The 17,907-nt window shown below is 38.4% G+C and carries 11 protein-coding genes; 7 read left to right on the top strand and 4 right to left on the bottom strand.

Features of this window, described 5'->3' with window-relative positions; genetic code table 11:
- The first annotated feature begins 18 nt into the window (after window positions 1–18).
- From RSJ42_RS07460 to RSJ42_RS07470, 3 genes are all read left to right on the top strand, one after another.
- Window positions 19–3,012 (top strand): hypothetical protein, encoded by a 2,994-nt coding sequence (locus tag RSJ42_RS07460; RefSeq protein ID WP_410509944.1) that lies wholly within the window; start codon window positions 19–21, stop codon window positions 3,010–3,012.
- Between the two features lie 11 nt (window positions 3,013–3,023).
- Complete coding sequence (locus tag RSJ42_RS07465) at window positions 3,024–4,259, top strand: hypothetical protein (protein ID WP_410509945.1); 1,236 nt, start codon at window positions 3,024–3,026, stop codon at window positions 4,257–4,259.
- 75 nt (window positions 4,260–4,334) lie between these two features.
- Window positions 4,335–6,950: a hypothetical protein gene (locus RSJ42_RS07470; protein ID WP_410509946.1), complete on the top strand. Its 2,616-nt coding sequence runs from the start codon at window positions 4,335–4,337 to the stop codon at window positions 6,948–6,950.
- Window positions 6,951–7,552: 602 nt separating this feature from the next.
- On the opposite strand, the gene RSJ42_RS07475 is transcribed toward RSJ42_RS07470, so the two are convergent.
- A complete protein-coding gene (locus RSJ42_RS07475) occupies window positions 7,553–8,176 on the bottom strand; it encodes a SagB/ThcOx family dehydrogenase (RefSeq protein WP_410509947.1) in 624 nt (207 codons plus the stop codon).
- A gap of 605 nt (window positions 8,177–8,781) precedes the next feature.
- On the bottom strand, window positions 8,782–10,059 hold the full coding sequence (locus tag RSJ42_RS07480) for a hypothetical protein (RefSeq protein ID WP_410509948.1): 1,278 nt from the start codon (window positions 10,057–10,059) through the stop codon (window positions 8,782–8,784).
- Window positions 10,060–10,764: 705 nt separating this feature from the next.
- Here RSJ42_RS07480 and RSJ42_RS07485 point away from each other — a divergent pair.
- Window positions 10,765–10,995, top strand: coding sequence for a ferredoxin (locus tag RSJ42_RS07485; protein WP_410509949.1), 231 nt, complete (start codon window positions 10,765–10,767; stop codon window positions 10,993–10,995).
- 196 nt (window positions 10,996–11,191) lie between these two features.
- On the top strand, window positions 11,192–12,022 hold the full coding sequence (locus RSJ42_RS07490) for an MBL fold metallo-hydrolase (RefSeq protein WP_410509950.1): 831 nt from the start codon (window positions 11,192–11,194) through the stop codon (window positions 12,020–12,022).
- A 13-nt stretch (window positions 12,023–12,035) separates the two neighbouring features.
- Here the strand turns inward: RSJ42_RS07490 and RSJ42_RS07495 are convergent, their stop codons facing one another.
- Entirely contained in the window at window positions 12,036–12,809 is a 774-nt protein-coding gene (locus tag RSJ42_RS07495; RefSeq protein ID WP_410509951.1) for a winged helix-turn-helix domain-containing protein, read from the bottom strand.
- 200 nt (window positions 12,810–13,009) lie between these two features.
- Between RSJ42_RS07495 and RSJ42_RS07500 the strand changes: the two genes are divergently transcribed.
- Together RSJ42_RS07500 and RSJ42_RS07505 are read left to right on the top strand one after the other, a co-directional pair.
- On the top strand, window positions 13,010–13,210 hold the full coding sequence (locus RSJ42_RS07500; protein WP_410509952.1) for a hypothetical protein: 201 nt from the start codon (window positions 13,010–13,012) through the stop codon (window positions 13,208–13,210).
- Window positions 13,211–13,427: 217 nt separating this feature from the next.
- Complete coding sequence (locus RSJ42_RS07505; protein WP_410509953.1) at window positions 13,428–13,865, top strand: CoA-binding protein; 438 nt, start codon at window positions 13,428–13,430, stop codon at window positions 13,863–13,865.
- Window positions 13,866–13,991: 126 nt separating this feature from the next.
- Here RSJ42_RS07505 and RSJ42_RS07510 read toward each other — a convergent pair whose 3' ends face one another.
- A complete protein-coding gene (locus RSJ42_RS07510) occupies window positions 13,992–17,906 on the bottom strand; it encodes a nitric oxide reductase activation protein NorD (protein ID WP_410509954.1) in 3,915 nt (1,304 codons plus the stop codon).
- Window position 17,907: the final 1 nt, after the last annotated feature.

Below are 17,907 nucleotides of genomic sequence, written 5' to 3' on the forward strand. Positions count from 1 at the left end.
AGTAAAGGTTGTGTTTTCATGAATGAGAATTGCTATTTGCTATTAGAATTAGATTTTGACCCTCCGGTAGAGGATCAAAACGTTATAGATCAAAGAATTGAGGAAAAACGTAAATTTTGGTCTATAAATTCAAACGATTTTAAGAGGGGTGCAGAATACAAGAAATATCTTGATATGCTTCCCGAAATAAAAAGGATAATGTGTGATCCTCTTGAGCGTAAGAAGCAATCAGAAGCGGCTTGTAATCATGTATATACACAGTTAGATAAAGATCTTAATATACTTGGCAGAAGTGGAGAAATTACCGAAGACGTCGTAGAAAAAATAGCGACCGTAAAAAAATTATCTGTTGATGTAGTTAAAAAAAGAGCCTCTTCTCTTGGCATAAAAATTGGTAAAAAGAAAGTTGATTTTGATTCAGACTATAATAAGTATTATAAAAATAAACCTGTAAAAGCTGATGTATTCGACGGCATGAAAAACTTTCTTAATCCATTTAATAAAGACAATTTTTATGACTTCTTAAATCCCGGTACTATACCACATATGGACAAACTGCCATGTGATAAGCTCACACAATTTGCAAAAGAGATGAAGGAAAAATTTAATAAGAACGATTCCAACAGCAGTTCTGGTAAAAAAGTCTGCGAAGCCTGTGAGCTGACTTTTAAGGATGAAAACAGTAAAACAATTTATGATGGATATTTAGCATGGTGTAAAAGAAGAAGTATTTTAGATGATGCAAAAAGAATTGCACAAATGGCAGGATTAGAATTGTCTAATGCACAGGGTGATTTTTACATTGGGCAATTAACTGAGTTATTTAAAAATAGAGAACTGGCAAAAAATGTTCTTATCGCTTTTTGCAAAGTTGAGAAAATCGCATATAATCTGAACCCCACACAGAGAAACAATGAAAATATAAAGGTTTGCAGATGTGGCCATATCAATGACGTGTCCGATGGGCGAGCAGTATGTCAAAATTGTGGCAATGAACTGATCATCAAATGCCCGAACCCAACATGCGGCGTCGAAAATGATGCCAATATCAAAGTATGCAAATGTGGCTTTAAATTTGAGAACATAGATAAAGCATTGGCTTTGTATGACTTGGCCGAATATTCCATTAAAAAATTGGATTTTGAAGTTGCAAACGTGCATTTGAAAGATGCTGAAAGATATTGGCCTGGAAGCAGCAAAGTTAAGGCGATTAGGGAACAACTGGAAGAATCCAAGCAGCGAATCGGGGATATAGCTGTAAACATGAGAAAGGCTGTCAAAGAAAAGCTCTACTATGAAGCAAAAGAACAGTATGCAACCCTTCAAAGAAGCTTCCCCGAATTCAAGGAGGCTGATTTAGAAGAAGAAATGTCGATAGCTATAGAAACAGCCAAATCTTATTATGATATAGCAAGATCAGTAAGTAATGAAACTGATATCATTGAAAACTGTGTGAAAGCACATGAAAATTGCTGTGATTATCCTGGAGTTAGAGAATTAATCTCAAAGTATCCTCCTCAGATGCCCACTAATTTGAGGATTTTACCTGACGGAAAAACGAAAACCAACATCCTTAGTTGGGATGAAAGTACTTCAGACGGTGCTATATACTATTATATAGTACGAAAAAAAGATGCTATTCCTATAAATACTAAAGATGGAGAATTTGTCGGAAGAGTTAATAGTTGCAGTTTTAATGATTGCAATATTCTGCCTGGTATTTTTTACTACTATGCAATATTTGCAGAAAGAGCCGGTGTTTATTCGAGACCATTAACTTCTAGAATACCTGTCTTGAATCTTTTTGAAATAGCAAATGTTAAAATTACTACAGGAGATTCAATGCTCCAATTAGAATGGGATCCTATTCCTTCTGGCTCAACTGTCGAATTGTTCAGAAGTAGTGACGGTGATAAAGAAGAACATATTAACAGCAATAACTCGTCGGGTTACCTGGACAGTGGCTTGGAAAACGATAAGGTTTACAATTATCGCCTGTGTTTAGTCTACAATGTTAGCGGTCAAAAACAGGCAAGCAAAGGTATTACGATTTCCGGGATACCAACAAGACTGCCAAATGCAATTGAGAGTTTAAGCGTAAATCTGGTCCAAGACAATACATTCCAAGCAGTATGGGAAAATCCAGAGAATTCTGAAGTACAGGTATATTGTTCTACAGATAGGCCGGAATATAAATTCGGAGAAGTAGTACCCCAATCAATGCTCGACTCAAAAATGAGAAGGCTTGCTATAACCAAGACAGCATATAATTCAGGTACGTTCCAATTTCAAGGAGACGGACTGTTATATATATCAGCTGTTGTCATCAAATCTGGTTCTGCTGTTATCGGTGCTATCTCTCGTGCAAGTAAGGGCAAAACTGTAACAATCAAAAACATTGCAGCTGTTAATGATAAAATTCACATATTTACAGATTCACCTAAAGGAGTAACAGGATTTGTTGTTTTATGTCGATTTGACAAATACCCAATTGATATTTGCGATAAAAAAGCCATAAGGAAATATATATCGCTTAAGCAGTATCAGCATGATAATGCCCTTATTATTAATGATTTAAAACAAAAAAATTACTACTTCTCTGTATTTGCAGAATTCAGCATAGATGGAGAAAAAGATTATTCTTCAGGAGCAGATTACCTATTTGAAAATGCTTCAAAGGAAGTTATAACCTATTCTATTTCACTGGCAAAGAAACTTTTTGGATTCGGAGAAAGCAGTGTAAAAATTGATTTTGAAGCTGAAAACGAATCATTTATTTTGCCTGATATCGATATTGTTTCGGCAGTGGAACATATTCCTATTTTTAAAGAATCAGCTAAATTATTTTATTCAATACCAACACAGCCTGTTACTGGTTCTTTGCAGGTTAAAATACCACTTCCTAAGAACATTGAAAGAGAAACATATGTTAAAGCATTCTTAAAAAATAAAGAGTCACAGTCGTCTTATCAACTCCAGCTTAAATTTAATTCCGTTTCAAAAATTAGCTAAGAGGTACTTATATGGCATTTAAAAAGACATTTATTTGTCCTTATTGTTTTAGCCAACATAAAATTAGAGAGGCTGAATTCCGTTGTACTAATAAAAGGTGTAAAGATTTTGATGATATTGAAATGACTATATACGAAAATGGTGACTTAAATAAACCATTGAAGGGGAAGAAAACCTTTAAAGCTGATTCTAAAATTTCAATTACTCTCCCAAAATATGCTTTTTGCCCTGAATGTGAAAAAAAGACGTTTAAAGTTGTTTGTCCTTCCTGTCATAACGCTTTACCTGAGGCTACGTTGTTTGGCAGAGACATGATAATATCCATTGTTGGCTCTCGTGATACTGGTAAAAGCCATTTCATTGGTGTAATTATTAAAGAGTTAATTGAACGAATATCTATCAAGTTTGGTGGGAATATGGTGGCGAATGATGATGACACCATCAAAAGGTATGAAACCTTCTTTGGAAGAAAACTGTATACGGATCTCCAAAAGCTTGATTTAACAGTTAGTTCCGAAAGGAGTGTTAACAATGGTGCTTATAAACCTTTGATATATATACTCAATTTTCCACATAAATTTTCCCTCCCATTTTTTAACAATCCAGGTAAGGAAATTAATTCTTTTACTTTTGTTTTTTTTGATACAGCCGGTGAGGACTTAAACAGTGAAGATACGATGAGTACTCTAAACAAATACATTTGTAACTCATCAGGCATTATTTTCTTGCTCGACCCAATGCAAATTTCTGCAGTTAGAAATCAACTGAAAGCTGAATCAATTTCAAGATCGTCATCTGTTAATTGGGAGAGTGCAGCACGTTCAGACGACATTATGGCTCGTGTTTCCCGCTTGATTCGAAATAATAATAATTTGCCTTCAAAACTGAAAATTGACATCCCGGTTGCTGCAGTATTTTCAAAATTTGATGCTATTTACTCCATAATACCTGAAGGATCCACAGTGTTGGAAACAAGCCCGCACTGCGCAAACAAGAGTTTTGTTCTCTCTGATTGGCATAATGTAAATCAGGAAGTTCAGGGATTGTTAAAGGAATGGGGCGCAGACTCTTTTATGTCTCAACTTGAAATAAATTATTCTAACTATTCTTATTTCGCAGTATCATCACTTGGACTCGATAATAATCCTCGTGAAGATGGATGTATTGAAAGGCCAAGGCCACATAGAATTGAGGACCCATTACTCTGGCTATTAATGGAAAATAAAGTTATAGAATCTTCGAAATAATCAATCATGAAATCTTTTAGATCGTGGAAAGAGGTGTAGTGAGTGAGTAAACATCAAATTATTTATACCTCATGCATGAGGGGTATTGACGGCGTCAATGATGGACAGCAGATCTACTCCTATAATGCAGATTTTCAAGATAGTAAATCTCAAGATGTTAGGAGTTTGTTTACTTATCAGACCCCGGCTTTGGAAGCTGGTATTGTTATGTCTGAGGAAATTGCCCTAACTATGCCAAAAGCGTTCATCTTCAGGAAGTTAGATAACGGAACTTGTGCTGTGACCCTTAATACATATCTTGGTAGAGATTATATGGGTAGTACAGGACGTTTTGGTAATTATTTAAGTCACTCAATAATATGTAACGAAGAAGAATATACATATTATCCATGCGAGTTTTACGGAAGTGAAATGCTCAGAGACAGTATAACATATGAAGAAGTTAACAACCCCGAAAAACCCCTCTATCTCCCGATCCCAGAACTCTTAAGAGGATACTATGTTAACATAAATAGTGTTATTGAGTTTTTGAGCGAAGATAACCGTGTGGATATCTTTAAAAATATGTTGCATGCAATGCTTTCATTCGAGAGCGAGCATAAGCGTCTTGTGATATGTGATGATCCAGACAATATAATAATGTGGATAGCTGCTCTCGAATATACGTTACCACTAAAGCTTGCATTGAATATTAATTTCACAACATACGAATATGATCCATCACTATCGAGATCTCAGATATGTGGTGTAGTGTCCCATGGAACAAAATATAATCCTGAAGAGTATGAAAACTTACAATCACATTTTATTTTTGATATGTATCGGAAAGATACTATGAATTTTGATAATAAAGGAGAGTTTTATGATTTTATTGAAGCGGCAATGTTATTTTCCTATGACATCTTAAAGGATTTTCATGAATTCTTAATGAATTCTTATTCTTATTCTAAAGCCGACTTGAATTATTATGGTGCTTATTCTCTTTACAAATTACGTTCTGATGGAATATCAGGATTTGACAGGCAATCTTTTATGAATTCCGTTTCATTTGCAGAGAAGTTTGCAAATGTTGAGGAAAAAGTTGCTTTAACAAAACAATTATTGGCTGAGAAAGACAAAATTGTAAAATTTAATGATGAATATTCATTAGAAGTTTTTCGTTATATTTTAGGTTCATATGATTTTCTATCTACATCAATGCAAGAAAAAATAAAAAGCTTTGTTATTGAGAAAATACTCAATTCCTTTAGAGAAACAGGAAAAAGCGAGAAGGAGTTTATTAAGTTTTATAAAAATATAGGGCAACTTTGCGATAGATCAAGAATTAGCATTGATGCAGAACTGATTCATGAAGATAATCAACAGAAGATACTTGCTGCAATGCAGTATGATGTCTCAAATTGGAAGCTTGATTTCATTATCACGACTCTTTGCAGTTATGTGAAGGATAAAGCTGTTCCAGTGAATAGATTATATGATGTTGAATCTTCAGTAGGAAGACTCTATGCAGGTATTGTGCAGTCAGTATATAAGACCGATGGAAATAATGGATACCTTGTTGTTACCAAAATATTAGATGAGTTCTCTAATAATTATGAGTACTTGACTAATATGGCAGTGAATCTTGAAAGGGTACTGTTAGACCTACCTTCAGGAGAAGCTGCTGTTCGTTTTATGTGGAAATATTTCTATAATGCTATTGCAACATCACAGTATGAAAGCAGAAATTCTATATTTACTATTCTGAACAACTGCAACAGAACGGATCAAATGTATGGTTTGTTTGAATCGTTGTTGAATAGCAACCAGGATTCAATAAATAGAGATGTGTTATTTAATGAGCATTATGATTATTTTGTTACCAATAACAGTAAGTATTCAAAAAAGTATTTGCCATATATTCTTGGAGCCTACTATGAGTATATTAAAATAAACAAAAACAGGGATATCTCTCTGATAGAGAAAAAATTATTTTATATAATTCATCAGAACAAATTGGAGAATGTTCCTTTTGTTGATGAACTAATTGACAACATTGCAAATAAGATTCCCATAGAAAGGCCGTCAAAAGAAAATAATAAAATTATAACGGATATTTTTGATTATAATTTCGAATATCGTCGCCAAGGAGTAAGAGGAAAAGTCTTACTTATTCTTGTTGGTATGAATATTGAAAAAATCAAAAGCCATAAAGACTTACGTCCCGCAATGGAAGGGATTGGAAGGATTATTAATGGCAAGCAGGTAGATCTCTTCGGATTAACCGAAAAAGATGAAAACAATTACTTAGAATGGATAGTACCATATATTACAGACTCCTGTCAGACATCAAATGAGCTTATTAAGATTTATGAACTCTTCAATATGTCCCCGCGTGTATCGGAAATATATATGACTATGTGTGCAAAAGATTATCTAAAACAGAGTAAAGATATTAATGGGCATTGTAGTTTTTATGAGTTTTTGAAATTTTTATTTGCTATTGGAAATATTAATGAACGCGAAGCAACGGGTAGAGTATTATGCAAACTTAATAAACAAAAGCTTGAAATTATAGATCGTAAGGTGAAAACTATCTTTTTCAAAGATAAAAAAGCACTATGTTACTGGGATGAAATTAATGAAATTGCTTTATCCACAAATCCATTGTTAAACAGTATTAACAATTTTTTAAAAAGGAAAAAATTCTGAAGACTAACTTCATAAACTTGTAGAAATACTAAAAGTATCATATACTGTTTAATGATTACGTTTACTTGCGTTCTTAGAGATAAGTATACCTTATTAAATGAAGCTAGTAAAACCTTTATATCTGAACATTTCCAACTGTAACAGGAAAATGATCCTTCGATAACTCATAGATTGGAACCCATAATCCACGTATTAATTCACGGCAACAACATCATATTCTTCTGATGTTACTCAATTTCTAAGGAGCCTATCCCAAAACTAATTTTGCTCTCCCATCCTTAAGGTTCTACAACCTCTTTCCAGATCAGTAACTCGACTGGTTATTTTAAAATCAAGATTTAAAGAATTAGTTCTTGAGTTTTGGGATAGGCTCAGATTTAAAACCCAATCGTCTCTAGAAGAGAGTTATAACTGTTTTTTTCACTGGGTCGCTAAGGATAGAGCAATAACAAAAAGTTTGTGGATATGAGGAAGCGAAGCAAGTGAAATGACTGCATACATCCGAGACCGGACTCGGGAATTTCAACCCAAAAATTAGTCCTCTTGAGCGAAGCGGAGCGAGCGAAAAGGACAGCGGGCTCCCGAATCGCAATTCGGGTGGGTCAGAAATAGCTAAGCGGCAGGATATAAAGAGGCTCCTCATTGGCAGGCAGCTTGAGAACCTTTTTTACTTCCTCATCGTTGAAAGCCCCTACAGCACAGGTGCCTATCCCAAGTTCCACGCCCAGCAGATAGACATTCTGGGCCGCATGTCCGGCTTCCATATCTGCATAGCGGATGCCTCTTTTGCCGTATTTCCCTGTTATTCGCGGGTAGACTGCTGAGATCACAAGCGAGACAGGAGCTTTGCTTACCATGGGCTGGGAAAGAGCTGCTCTTGCAAGTTTCTCTCTAATATCTCCGGGAACTTCCTGAGTAAGTGCATGTTCTTCTGCAACATACCTGTAAATCCCGGGTTCAAGACCGTTTCCGTATCCAGCAACGGCATGGATTTCAAGAGGGTAAAGCGCACCTGCAGAAGGAGCTGTCCTTAAGCCTTCTCCTGAACTTATTCCCTGAGCTGCCCAGAGAAAACGAGAAATTACCTCTTTGGTAAGCCCTCTTTCAGTATATCTGCGCACTGACCTCCTTTTTGCAAGCAATTCCTCTGTCCTGCTCACTTCCGAAACTCCAGTCTCAGGCAACTTAATCTTCATGGGCAGGTCTGTAAATTCTCTGGCTACCATAATATTCCCCCTTTGCTTTATTCTTCAGCCTGATTATCGCATTTTTAGCTAAATCAGTTGTTTATTTTCAGTTAAATCGGATCTGTCAGATGACAGGTTATTATGCAACTAATTTTATGTTTTTTCCAATAAAAAAAGCATCTGTACTTAAATATGTTTTTCCAGAAAGATGTAAAGCTACAGGATTTCGCGACTTAAAAAGCATAACTTAAGCAGAATCCCTGAGGCGGGGAAAGATGAAAACTTCTGAAAGGAATAGCTCTTAAAGGAGCATATATAGAAAAGATAAAAAACAGGATTAAAATCACGATAAAAAACAGGTTAAAATCACGATAAAAAACAGGATTAAAATCACGATAAAAAACAGAATTTAAAAAGGTGTTTAATGTTTTCTACTGTAAAACAGTCCGTTGCTGATAATGCTTTTTACAGGCAAGTTTTGGGAAGTAATATTGGAAGCTGAACTTTTTTCTGGGAAATAGTATTGGAAGGGTACGAAGCCGAAAAAATAAGTTAAGAGCTAAATCATCAGGCTTTCCTGTTAGATAACTCCTTATTTTTCCAGCAGTTCTCTCCGATCCTGAACCTTTTTTTATTTTTCGGCTTTAATACCTTCTTCTCAGCATTGTAAACCCTATAAGAAGCGTCCCTGCGAAAGTAACAAGGAAGGAAGCCAGTTTAGAAGGTTTCTTTACGGCCTCTGCTGCCTGGATTGATTCTATTCTGAACTGGGGTTCGAGACCTTTAAGTCCGAGTAAGCCTGCACTATCAAGAACTGACTGCTCGGTTTTCAGGATGGAAGGATCCTGGCCTTCTGTTGAGAGAATAGTATATGATTTCTGTTTTATACCTGCCCTGGTTGTCCTTTTTACGTCACGAGCAGGTTCTTCTGTCCGGGCTACACCTTCAGGGTCTGTTCCTTTTTCGTAGGCGCCTGCAAAGTTTTCCTCATTAGATACTTCTATTGTGGTTCCTGACTCCAATCCTTCACTCTTGGAATTTGTAGTTCCACTACATGCCTCTCTATCGGGCCCAGTTTCCACTTTAACAATCTCTATGGTTTTTAACCCGTCACATGATCCGGTTCTCATTCCAATTTCCGTTCCGGGATTTTCGAAACCATCTTTACCACATTCTTTATTTGTTTTTAATTTCTGGGCTGCTTCCGGATTTTTCTGGCATTCAGGTTTTTCTTCTGTTCCTTTTTTCGGCGCCGGTACTTTGCAGGTGCTTTTCAGGTTATCTGTGCTGCAACTATCTATTTTTTCGGTCTCCCGATTCTTTTCAGGGTTTTCTTCGTTATCCGTATTTTGATGAATATCCGTACTCATTTCGGCTGTTACCTTTGTCTCCGGACTTTCTTGAGTATTCTTCTGGCTACTTATATCATCCTTTGAGCCGGCTCGCACCTCAGCATCCTCTTCCGTATTTTCCTGCGTATCTTTATTCGGTTCTATTTTTTCTCCGGTTTGTACTTCAGGATCCTTTTCGTTATTTTTCTGAGTATTTGTATCCTGTTCTGTTTCTGTTTTTATTCCTGAATCCTCTTCGGAAGTCCGATCATCTGTGGTGCTTATCTGATCACGTGTTTTTCCTGATTCTTCTGCCCTGTTCTCAGGATTCTCAATGTCAGTTTCCTGATTACCTGCATCATCTTCGGGATCCTCTTCTACTTTCAGGTTACCTTCAGTATTTTCCTCACTTTGCTCATCTGTATCGGTAATTATTTTTAAGTAAGTGTAGTTTCCTGATCCTGCTCTTTCTGTGTAGCTATCTGATCCTGCGGATACTGAGATAAGTGAAAAGACAAGAACCAGAACTGTCCAGGTCGCTATCCACTTCCGACAGTGTATCCAGTTATACCTGATTGGCCTTTTTTTCATTAAAAAGCTCCTTTTACGCCCTTATTCTGCACATTATCGAATTTTAACCCCCGGTTTAGAGTTACCCGGGCCTGATAGAAAATCTATTTCTAAATTCGATTCGGTTAGATAACTTATTTTAGAATTTGATCCTTTTAAAATATCCGGTTCAGGACTATAGCTGTCTGAGGTCTATTTTTGAGAACTCTTTCTCTTTCAGGCCTCTGGGAACCTCAGGCCCCTGTGTTTCAGCATAATCTGGCATTCATTTATTTATCCTGCTTTTTGCAGACGAACCAGGGTTCAATATTAATTTTGCATCTGTTTCCTTATCTTTCCATAATGGGAAAAGGACAATAGAATAGTTGAGCCCTCCTTAACATGCATTTGGGAAAACAGGAAGTAACTAGAGGTATAAACAGGTACAAAATCAATCGTTTTCAGCTAAAAAGCCCTTAACCGACGATAAGGGATAGATTTCAGGTTTAAAAAATTTTGACTGAATAATAGAGTTTCAGAACCGGGAAGATAACAATTGCTGAAGAATATGACCTCTTAATGACTGCCTGATTATGAAGGCAATCCGGCCAGGGATCAGGGCTGGAGTTAATTCCCAGAAATCCCTGGCTGGAAGGTTGTTTTGAATGTGAAAATATATATAAAAATCATTTAATTAATCTTATTGTAAGATAAATTATGAGATGAACATATTTGGGGGACTAAAATATGGCTGATAAGAACGATAAAGTTGCTGAGAATATTCCTGGACCTTACTATTGTGACTATAGCTGCATTGCATGCAATTTATGTGTGGACACAGCACCAGAGAATTTCAAAATGAATGATGACGATTCCAATGCTTTTGTATATAAGCAGCCGGAAAGTGATGAGGAAAAGGAGGCATGTGAAGAGGCACTCGAAGCCTGTCCTGTTGATGCGATAGGTAATGATGGCTAAAACAATTGCTCTTTTATGCCATCTTTAATTTTCATCATTCTGATTCACTTTTTTAGAACAAAAGCCTTGTATTGATTTTTAAAAGCTAACTAACCTGTATTAAAAGCTAAATAACCTGTATTAAAGGCCAAATAATCTGTATTAAGGCTTTAAAGGGGATAACAGCGAAATAATCAGGTAGTCGGAGGTGTTTTTAATGGGGAGTAAAATCGCTGAGGGGTTATCTGCGATCACCACGTCATCCCAGGAGGTTACTTCAGATATTTTAGTTATGAATTTTACTATTGTAACCTCCTGCCTGGTGGGAGATACCAGTAAAGAGAAAGGTGGATGGGTGCTCGTAGATGCAGGCCTTGAAAATTCAGCGGATTTTATTATAGAGTCTGTTGAAAAAAGGTTTGGTAAAAACAGCAGACCAGATGCGATCATTCTGACGCATGGGCATTTCGACCATATCGGTTCGCTCATTAAACTCTCTGAACTGTGGAATGTTCCGGTATATGCCCACAGTTCAGAAATGCCTTACATAACCGGAAAAAGGGACTATCCCGTTCCAGACTCCTCCGTAGATGAGGGTCTGGTAGCAAAAATGTCTCCGACTTTTCCGCATAAAAGTATAGATATAGGCTCTCGTGCTGCAGCGCTTCCAGCTGACGGTAGCGTACCCGGAATGTCGGGCTGGAGATGGGTACATACTCCGGGACACACGGAAGGGCATATTGCGCTGTTCAGGGAAAAAGACCGTGTCCTTATAGCCGGGGATGCTCTGAGTACGGTAGAACAGGAATCCCTTATGTCCGTAGCTACCCGGAGTGAAAAGATAAGCGGACCTCCCAAGTACTTTACTAAAGATTGGAAGGCTGCGGAGAAGTCAGTCAGGCAGATAAGGGATTTAAGACCTTTATTGCTGATTCCGGGCCACGGACAGCCTATGGGAGGCGAAGAACTGACAAAGAATTTAGAGAAACTGGTGAATTATTTTGACGAGATAGCGAAACCTGAACAGGGCCGTTTTGTTGAGAAGTGATGATTTCACTTCTTTATTCCGTTTCAATTTCAGAATAGATTCTGGAAAGCCCCTGAAGGGTTGAGTACCCCTTTCTTGTAATGATATAGTCTCCTCTTTCGCTCCGCTGTAAAACCATACCTGTGTCCAGCAGTTTCTGCAGGTGGAAGAGCAGGTTTCCACCCCGGAGTCCGGTAAGTTTAGAAAGTTCGGAGAAGGTCTTGCTCTCGCCTGAAAGTGCTTTGAGCATAAGGAGCCTCTGCCTGTTTGCCACCGGCTCACATACCTCAGAAACCAGCTTTTCAGGCTCGATTGAGCTGATATCACCTTTTTCCTCCTTTTCTTCCCTGTCTTCATAAATCTGAAGGGAACGCATAAGTTTCACCTGTTTTTCAAAAAGATTACTGGCTTCCGAAAAACACCTGTTGCAGTCAGAAGTTTTTGCTTCCTTTCTTAACTCTTCAAGTTTTTCTCTGTACATTCTGACAGTCCCCGCTTCAACCCTCGGTCTGCCAACAAGCCCTGCAGTTTCCTGCAAAAGCTCTTTGAATGTAGCCTCACAGAACTCTCTCATCCCACAGTCCCGCGTCATCTGACTGTCCATTCTTTCGCTGGCATCCTCGCAAAGGTAGTCCACCATCGGTTTCATGAATCCCTTTCTCATCTCTGCGAGCATACTGTCAATGTGCTGCTGGTTTGCTCTCTGCAAAAACCGCGAAAAATCATTTCTCAGAGATACTACTTCTTCCCTGATCGAATGCAGCTCTTCAATATAACAAGCGTCAGAATCTTCCTGTGTTGCTTCCACTCCTGTTAACCTCCAGATTTCCTAAAAGCATAGTTTAGCTTTAATTTTTAATAACTTTTTAATGTAACTCTAATTTGAGTGCAGCCACCTGTTTTATTTTTTTATGTTAAGGTCATTTTTCTATACTATTCAAAGCTTGTACACATTAATGACGCTTAAGTATATAAATATATACAGCTATCTGGAAGCCGGTGATAATAATGGAACTAAAGGACATCAATGACTTTGTACAGAATGCAAGTGAAGAACAGCTTAAAGCCTTCGGCTTCCTCGGACAGTGGATGATGGAAAACGTCCCCAGATACTGCACCTGCGCCTCAAAATGTAACCAGAACTGTGAACTTGCAAAGGCTCTTGGTGGAGCACTGATGACAGCCGGGCAGAGGCTTCAGGGACAGTAAACGTATTCTATTGTAATATTATTCCTTTAATTTTTAAGCCATTTCATTTTTTAGACCTCGGTTTTGAGGCGGTTTTTTCAATTCCGCCTTATAAGCTGCCCAAGACTACTTTTTACTCTTCAAAACAAATTTGCTATACAGATCCGGGATATAAGCTATTTATAACTTAAAGGATATATTTTAATCTAAATATATAATTGCTATGAAGGGATTAAAAATGGAACCAGCAGCTTCAGATTGGGAGAATTTCTGGAACGCAAATACTTTTGCCGTAATTACAGACGATACAAAGCCAGCCATGAAATGGGCAGCCTCGGAACTCAAAAGGAGGGGCAAGAAAGTGTATGTAGTTAACCTCTCAGAAAAACCTGCTTCAGACTCTTTAAAAAATGTTTCCGAACTCCCTGAAGGCATTGAACGCGCCATTATTGGCATAACAAAATCCGAGCCAGGCAATTTCATTCCCGTTCTTAAAGAAAAAGGTGCAAAAAAGGTCTGGATCCACTGGAAAACCGAAACTGAAAAAGCACTCGATGCCTGCAGAGATGAAAACCTTGAATACCTGGCAGGGCGCTGCCCTATGATGTACCTTGGAAGTGGGTTAAGCATACATGGGCTGCACAGGACGGTTGCAAGGATGACAGGCAATTATTGAGGCACAGAATCTATAAGCCTGCAGTATAAAGCCTGTACTTCTGCTGTAAAGCATTATAATGTTTATACGGGTTAACAGTATACGATGTAATACATTTACGGAGCCTTTTGCAATTTCCGCTTCTCATCATGTGGTTATCCGTTTATAGAGCAAAGGAAGCCTTTCAGGAAGTATACTTGCATCATCGATTATCGTGTACCCGAAGTCAGAGAAAACTTTATCAAGGTAGTTTCCGGGGCTTGAATCAACCGTAATGCAAAAGAAGTGAATGCCCTGAGCATTTCCTTCCTGAATAGCTATTTTTGTGTCCTCTTCGGCATATTTTCCCTGGTATGCCCCTTCTCCGTAGCAGGTATCGTAGGGCTCTCCGTCCGAAAGCAGGATAAGGATCTTTGTTGTGGAGCTGACTTCTTCCAGCTTTTTAATAGAATGGCGGATTGCAGGCCCGAGCCTTGTGTTAGCTACCGGCTCCAGCAGGCCTATCCTTTTCTCCACGTTTCCAGAAAGTTCTTCATCAAACTCTTTAATGATGTAATATTCCACATCCTCTTTTGTATGGCCTGAAAATGCATATATTGCGTATTTATCCCCTATAGTTTCAAGAGCCTGAGCCATTATCACCAGTGCGTCCTTTTCGACGTCTATAATGCTCCTTCTTCCCCCAGCACTTCTTTTGTCCTCAATGATGCCTCCTTCCCCTCGGAGCCTTTTTTGTGTTGAGGCGCTCACATCCACAAGAAGAAGAGTGGCAACGTCCCTTTTTCGCTTGTCCCACCTGACATAAAGTTTCTCATCAGGATTGACTCCGCATCTCCTTTCTATCAGAGCATCTGAAAAGGCATCGATATCAATTTCCGTACCATCTGTTTGTTTTTTCAACCTGTGGAACGACTCAGGTTTCATCCTGGTGAAGACATTCTTTATGAGCGCAATCTCATTGCGGTAACGTTCTGATGCACCTGTGTAATATTCCCCTGACCCTCCTACAGGCTCTATCTCGTTTACAGCACACCAGTTTGACCTGTAATCGTTTATTGTATAATCCCATTCGTCATACCTGTGGATTTCAAGGATTTTCCGGTTCCTTTCCGCTGCATACGAAGGTATCTTTTCCAACGTTCCCTTTTCAGGCTTTTCCTTTTTATGTCTCTTTTGTTTTACTGGAGAAAAGCTCTCATTGTCAGGAATAAAGTTCTGGATTACACTCCTATGATTTTCCGGGGTGAGACGATTCTTTGAACCGAATGAACCGGGTCCTATGCCTCTATATTCAATATTTTTTATCATTTTATATTCGCGTTGTTCCAGCGGGATAAGAAAGCTTTCAAACTGGCTGTAAATGGCAAAAGTGGCTTCAAGAGAGGTTAAAATTGAGGAATCCTGCTTTAAAATCTGGTCCTGCAAAATAGTGCGCATTTTATCAAGGAGGAGTCTATGCCCTCCGGTAAATCCAAGGGGCGGTTCATGTGAAGTTGAAAGCCACAGAAGGGCCTCCGTAAGTTTTTCAAGCTCCTCCTCAGGAACTGGCCTTGAAAGGAGCATCCGGTGTCTTATATACTCAAGATCGGAACGTACGCCTCTGTACTGATCCATTATCATGTACTCAACCCTTGCGTCTTCAAGTATACCAAGTATGCTCGCTGCCAGGATCCTGTTGGGAAACATAGCTATTACGGATGGGATATCGATTCTGTTTTTTGATAATACGCTACTTATGAAACGGTCCTTTCCTTCAGTCCTTTCTTTTTTTTCAGTTCTTTCGATTTTTTCAAATCTTTCAGTCCTTTCAAATCTTTCAGTTCTTTCAGTTCTCTCAGTCCTGTCAGTATTTTCAGCTCTTCCAATATCTACAGTTTTTCTGGCTCCATACTTTTCAATAATCCGATTCATCAATTCTTCAAGTAATTTCATAGAGTATTCCGGAGAACCAAACTTTGTTAAAGAACTGAACTGGGCATGACCTACCTCATGCATAACACTTAATTTGTAGATTTTGAAATTATCCTGAAAGCTGCCGTATTTTTTAATTTTGGGTTCAAGATAAATTGTCCTGCCGCAGATAAGGGGGTTTACAGTTCCGGTTTCTCTGTAGCCTGGTAACTCTTTTTTTGACCGGATTTTAAAATCAATGCCAGAAAGCCCCAATGCGTAATATCTGAGGATATTTACAACCTTTTTAAGAGCAACTCCTCCTGTAAGTTTATCAATGAAATCCTTTGAACTTCTGGACTTTAAAGAAAAGTAAGGCCTTCCGAGAGAAGTATTGTCTTTAAAAACCTCAAGCCCTTTCAGAGCCCACTCTTCCAGTTCAAGAATATCAAGTTCTCTAAGAAGTAAAGGGGAATATGTGAAGTAATCCACAGCAAGATTTTTGTCCGCATCATATACTTTTGTCCCGATGTCCGCCCATTTCCTGATGTCCCTGTTTTCCATTTTTTCAGCAGCCTCTGGCAGGTTTTCAAAAAATTTTCCTGCAAGCAACCAGTCTTTTTCGAGTAAGGATCCTGCTATTTCGAATATTTCTCCATAATATGAAGGAGGAGTTTTCCTGAAGGAAGATACCGAGTTTTTAAAATAACCCGAACCGACACTGGAGCTCTCTTTTGAAATGCTGGCTCCCATATTAACCCATGATTTGAATTCACTTCCTGAAAGTAACCTGAGAGCAACAGGAGAGTTTTCAAAGTAACTGCCGGTACAGGCAGAATTTATAAGCGCAATTTCTGCTCCGATATTGAGTAAAAGTTCCCTTTCTTCAGCGTTAATATATTGGAGATGCTTCTCCAGACTTCTAAAACTGCTTTCGTAAAAACTCTCAAAAGCCTGTTTCTCGGAAGAAAGTAAAATAATTCCCGTCTCAGACCATGTGTGAAGATCAGTGATTTTAAGGGATGAAAGGGTCGCAGGGCTTCTTTCCAGAAAGCTAATGGCAGCATCATCGCTTACATTTAATATTTCTTTAGCAATGGATACCCAGACTATAAAATCTCTGCCGTTAAGTCTATTCATTGCCTCAGGAGCGCTCCTGAATAATGAAAATAAAGAATCAGGTCTGTCTGTAGATCTAACTGCAGATCTGCCTACAGATATGTCTGAGGAATCCGAAAAGCAATCCAGGCAGCCTGCAAATTCATCTAACATAACCAGAAGTTCTTTTCGTCTCCGGGGTGGAACAGCTGAAAACACATCTTTTGCTGCAGTCAGGATATCCACAGCCACTGTCCAATTCCCGGTGAGAAAGCGATAGACTATGCCGTAGAAAAGCCTGAAATCATCAGGGGAGAGAAGAGCCAGCATATCAGGAAGATGCTCAAAGTATGCCTCTGCAACCCTGGTATTCGAACAGGCAAATTTCTCTCCGAGGCTTATAAACTCGCTAAAGTTTTCAAGGTCTTTATAGTCAGTGGAAATATCTTTATAAAATAAGGGAGATGAACTGTCAGAAGGAGAGGCCCTGTCAGCAGAAAAGTCAGAAGATACCAATATATCAGCCGTGTGATTGAAATAAATCATCGCAAATTGATTGCTTTTCCTGGCAAAGGAGATGCCTGTATCGACCCATTTTTCTAAAAGAGGTAACCCTTCTGAACCTTTTTTCTCGAGAATAACAGCTGACGAGTCTAATAAACCTTCCAGGCAGGAAAAACTTAATTCAGAGGCTTTGCTGGCAATTGAAGTCCATTTATGGAAATTATGCTCTATCTGGTCAGTCCGATCTGCCTGGCTACTCTGGTCTTTTCGGGTTGTTGTAACCTTTATTAACTTATATACTGCAGATGCTGCCCGAAGATAGGCTGTTTGAACTCTTTTTCCCCTTCCGGTGATGAATTTTCCGGGATAAAGCAGCATTTCCAGTTCAGCCTGATCAAATTCTGTAAATAGTTCTGAAATGCTGGAAATTTCTGCACGGTCAAGTTTCGAAAAATTAGATTTTATCAGTTTAGGGATGTCTTTCCAAATGTTTTTTTCAGGGCTTTCCGAAAGATTTTCCTCAAAGAATCTACGAGCAGGGTCTTCATTTTTCTTATTATATGAGGGCAAT

This window comes from Methanosarcina hadiensis (genome assembly GCF_046529725.1).
GTDB lineage: Archaea > Halobacteriota > Methanosarcinia > Methanosarcinales > Methanosarcinaceae > Methanosarcina > Methanosarcina hadiensis.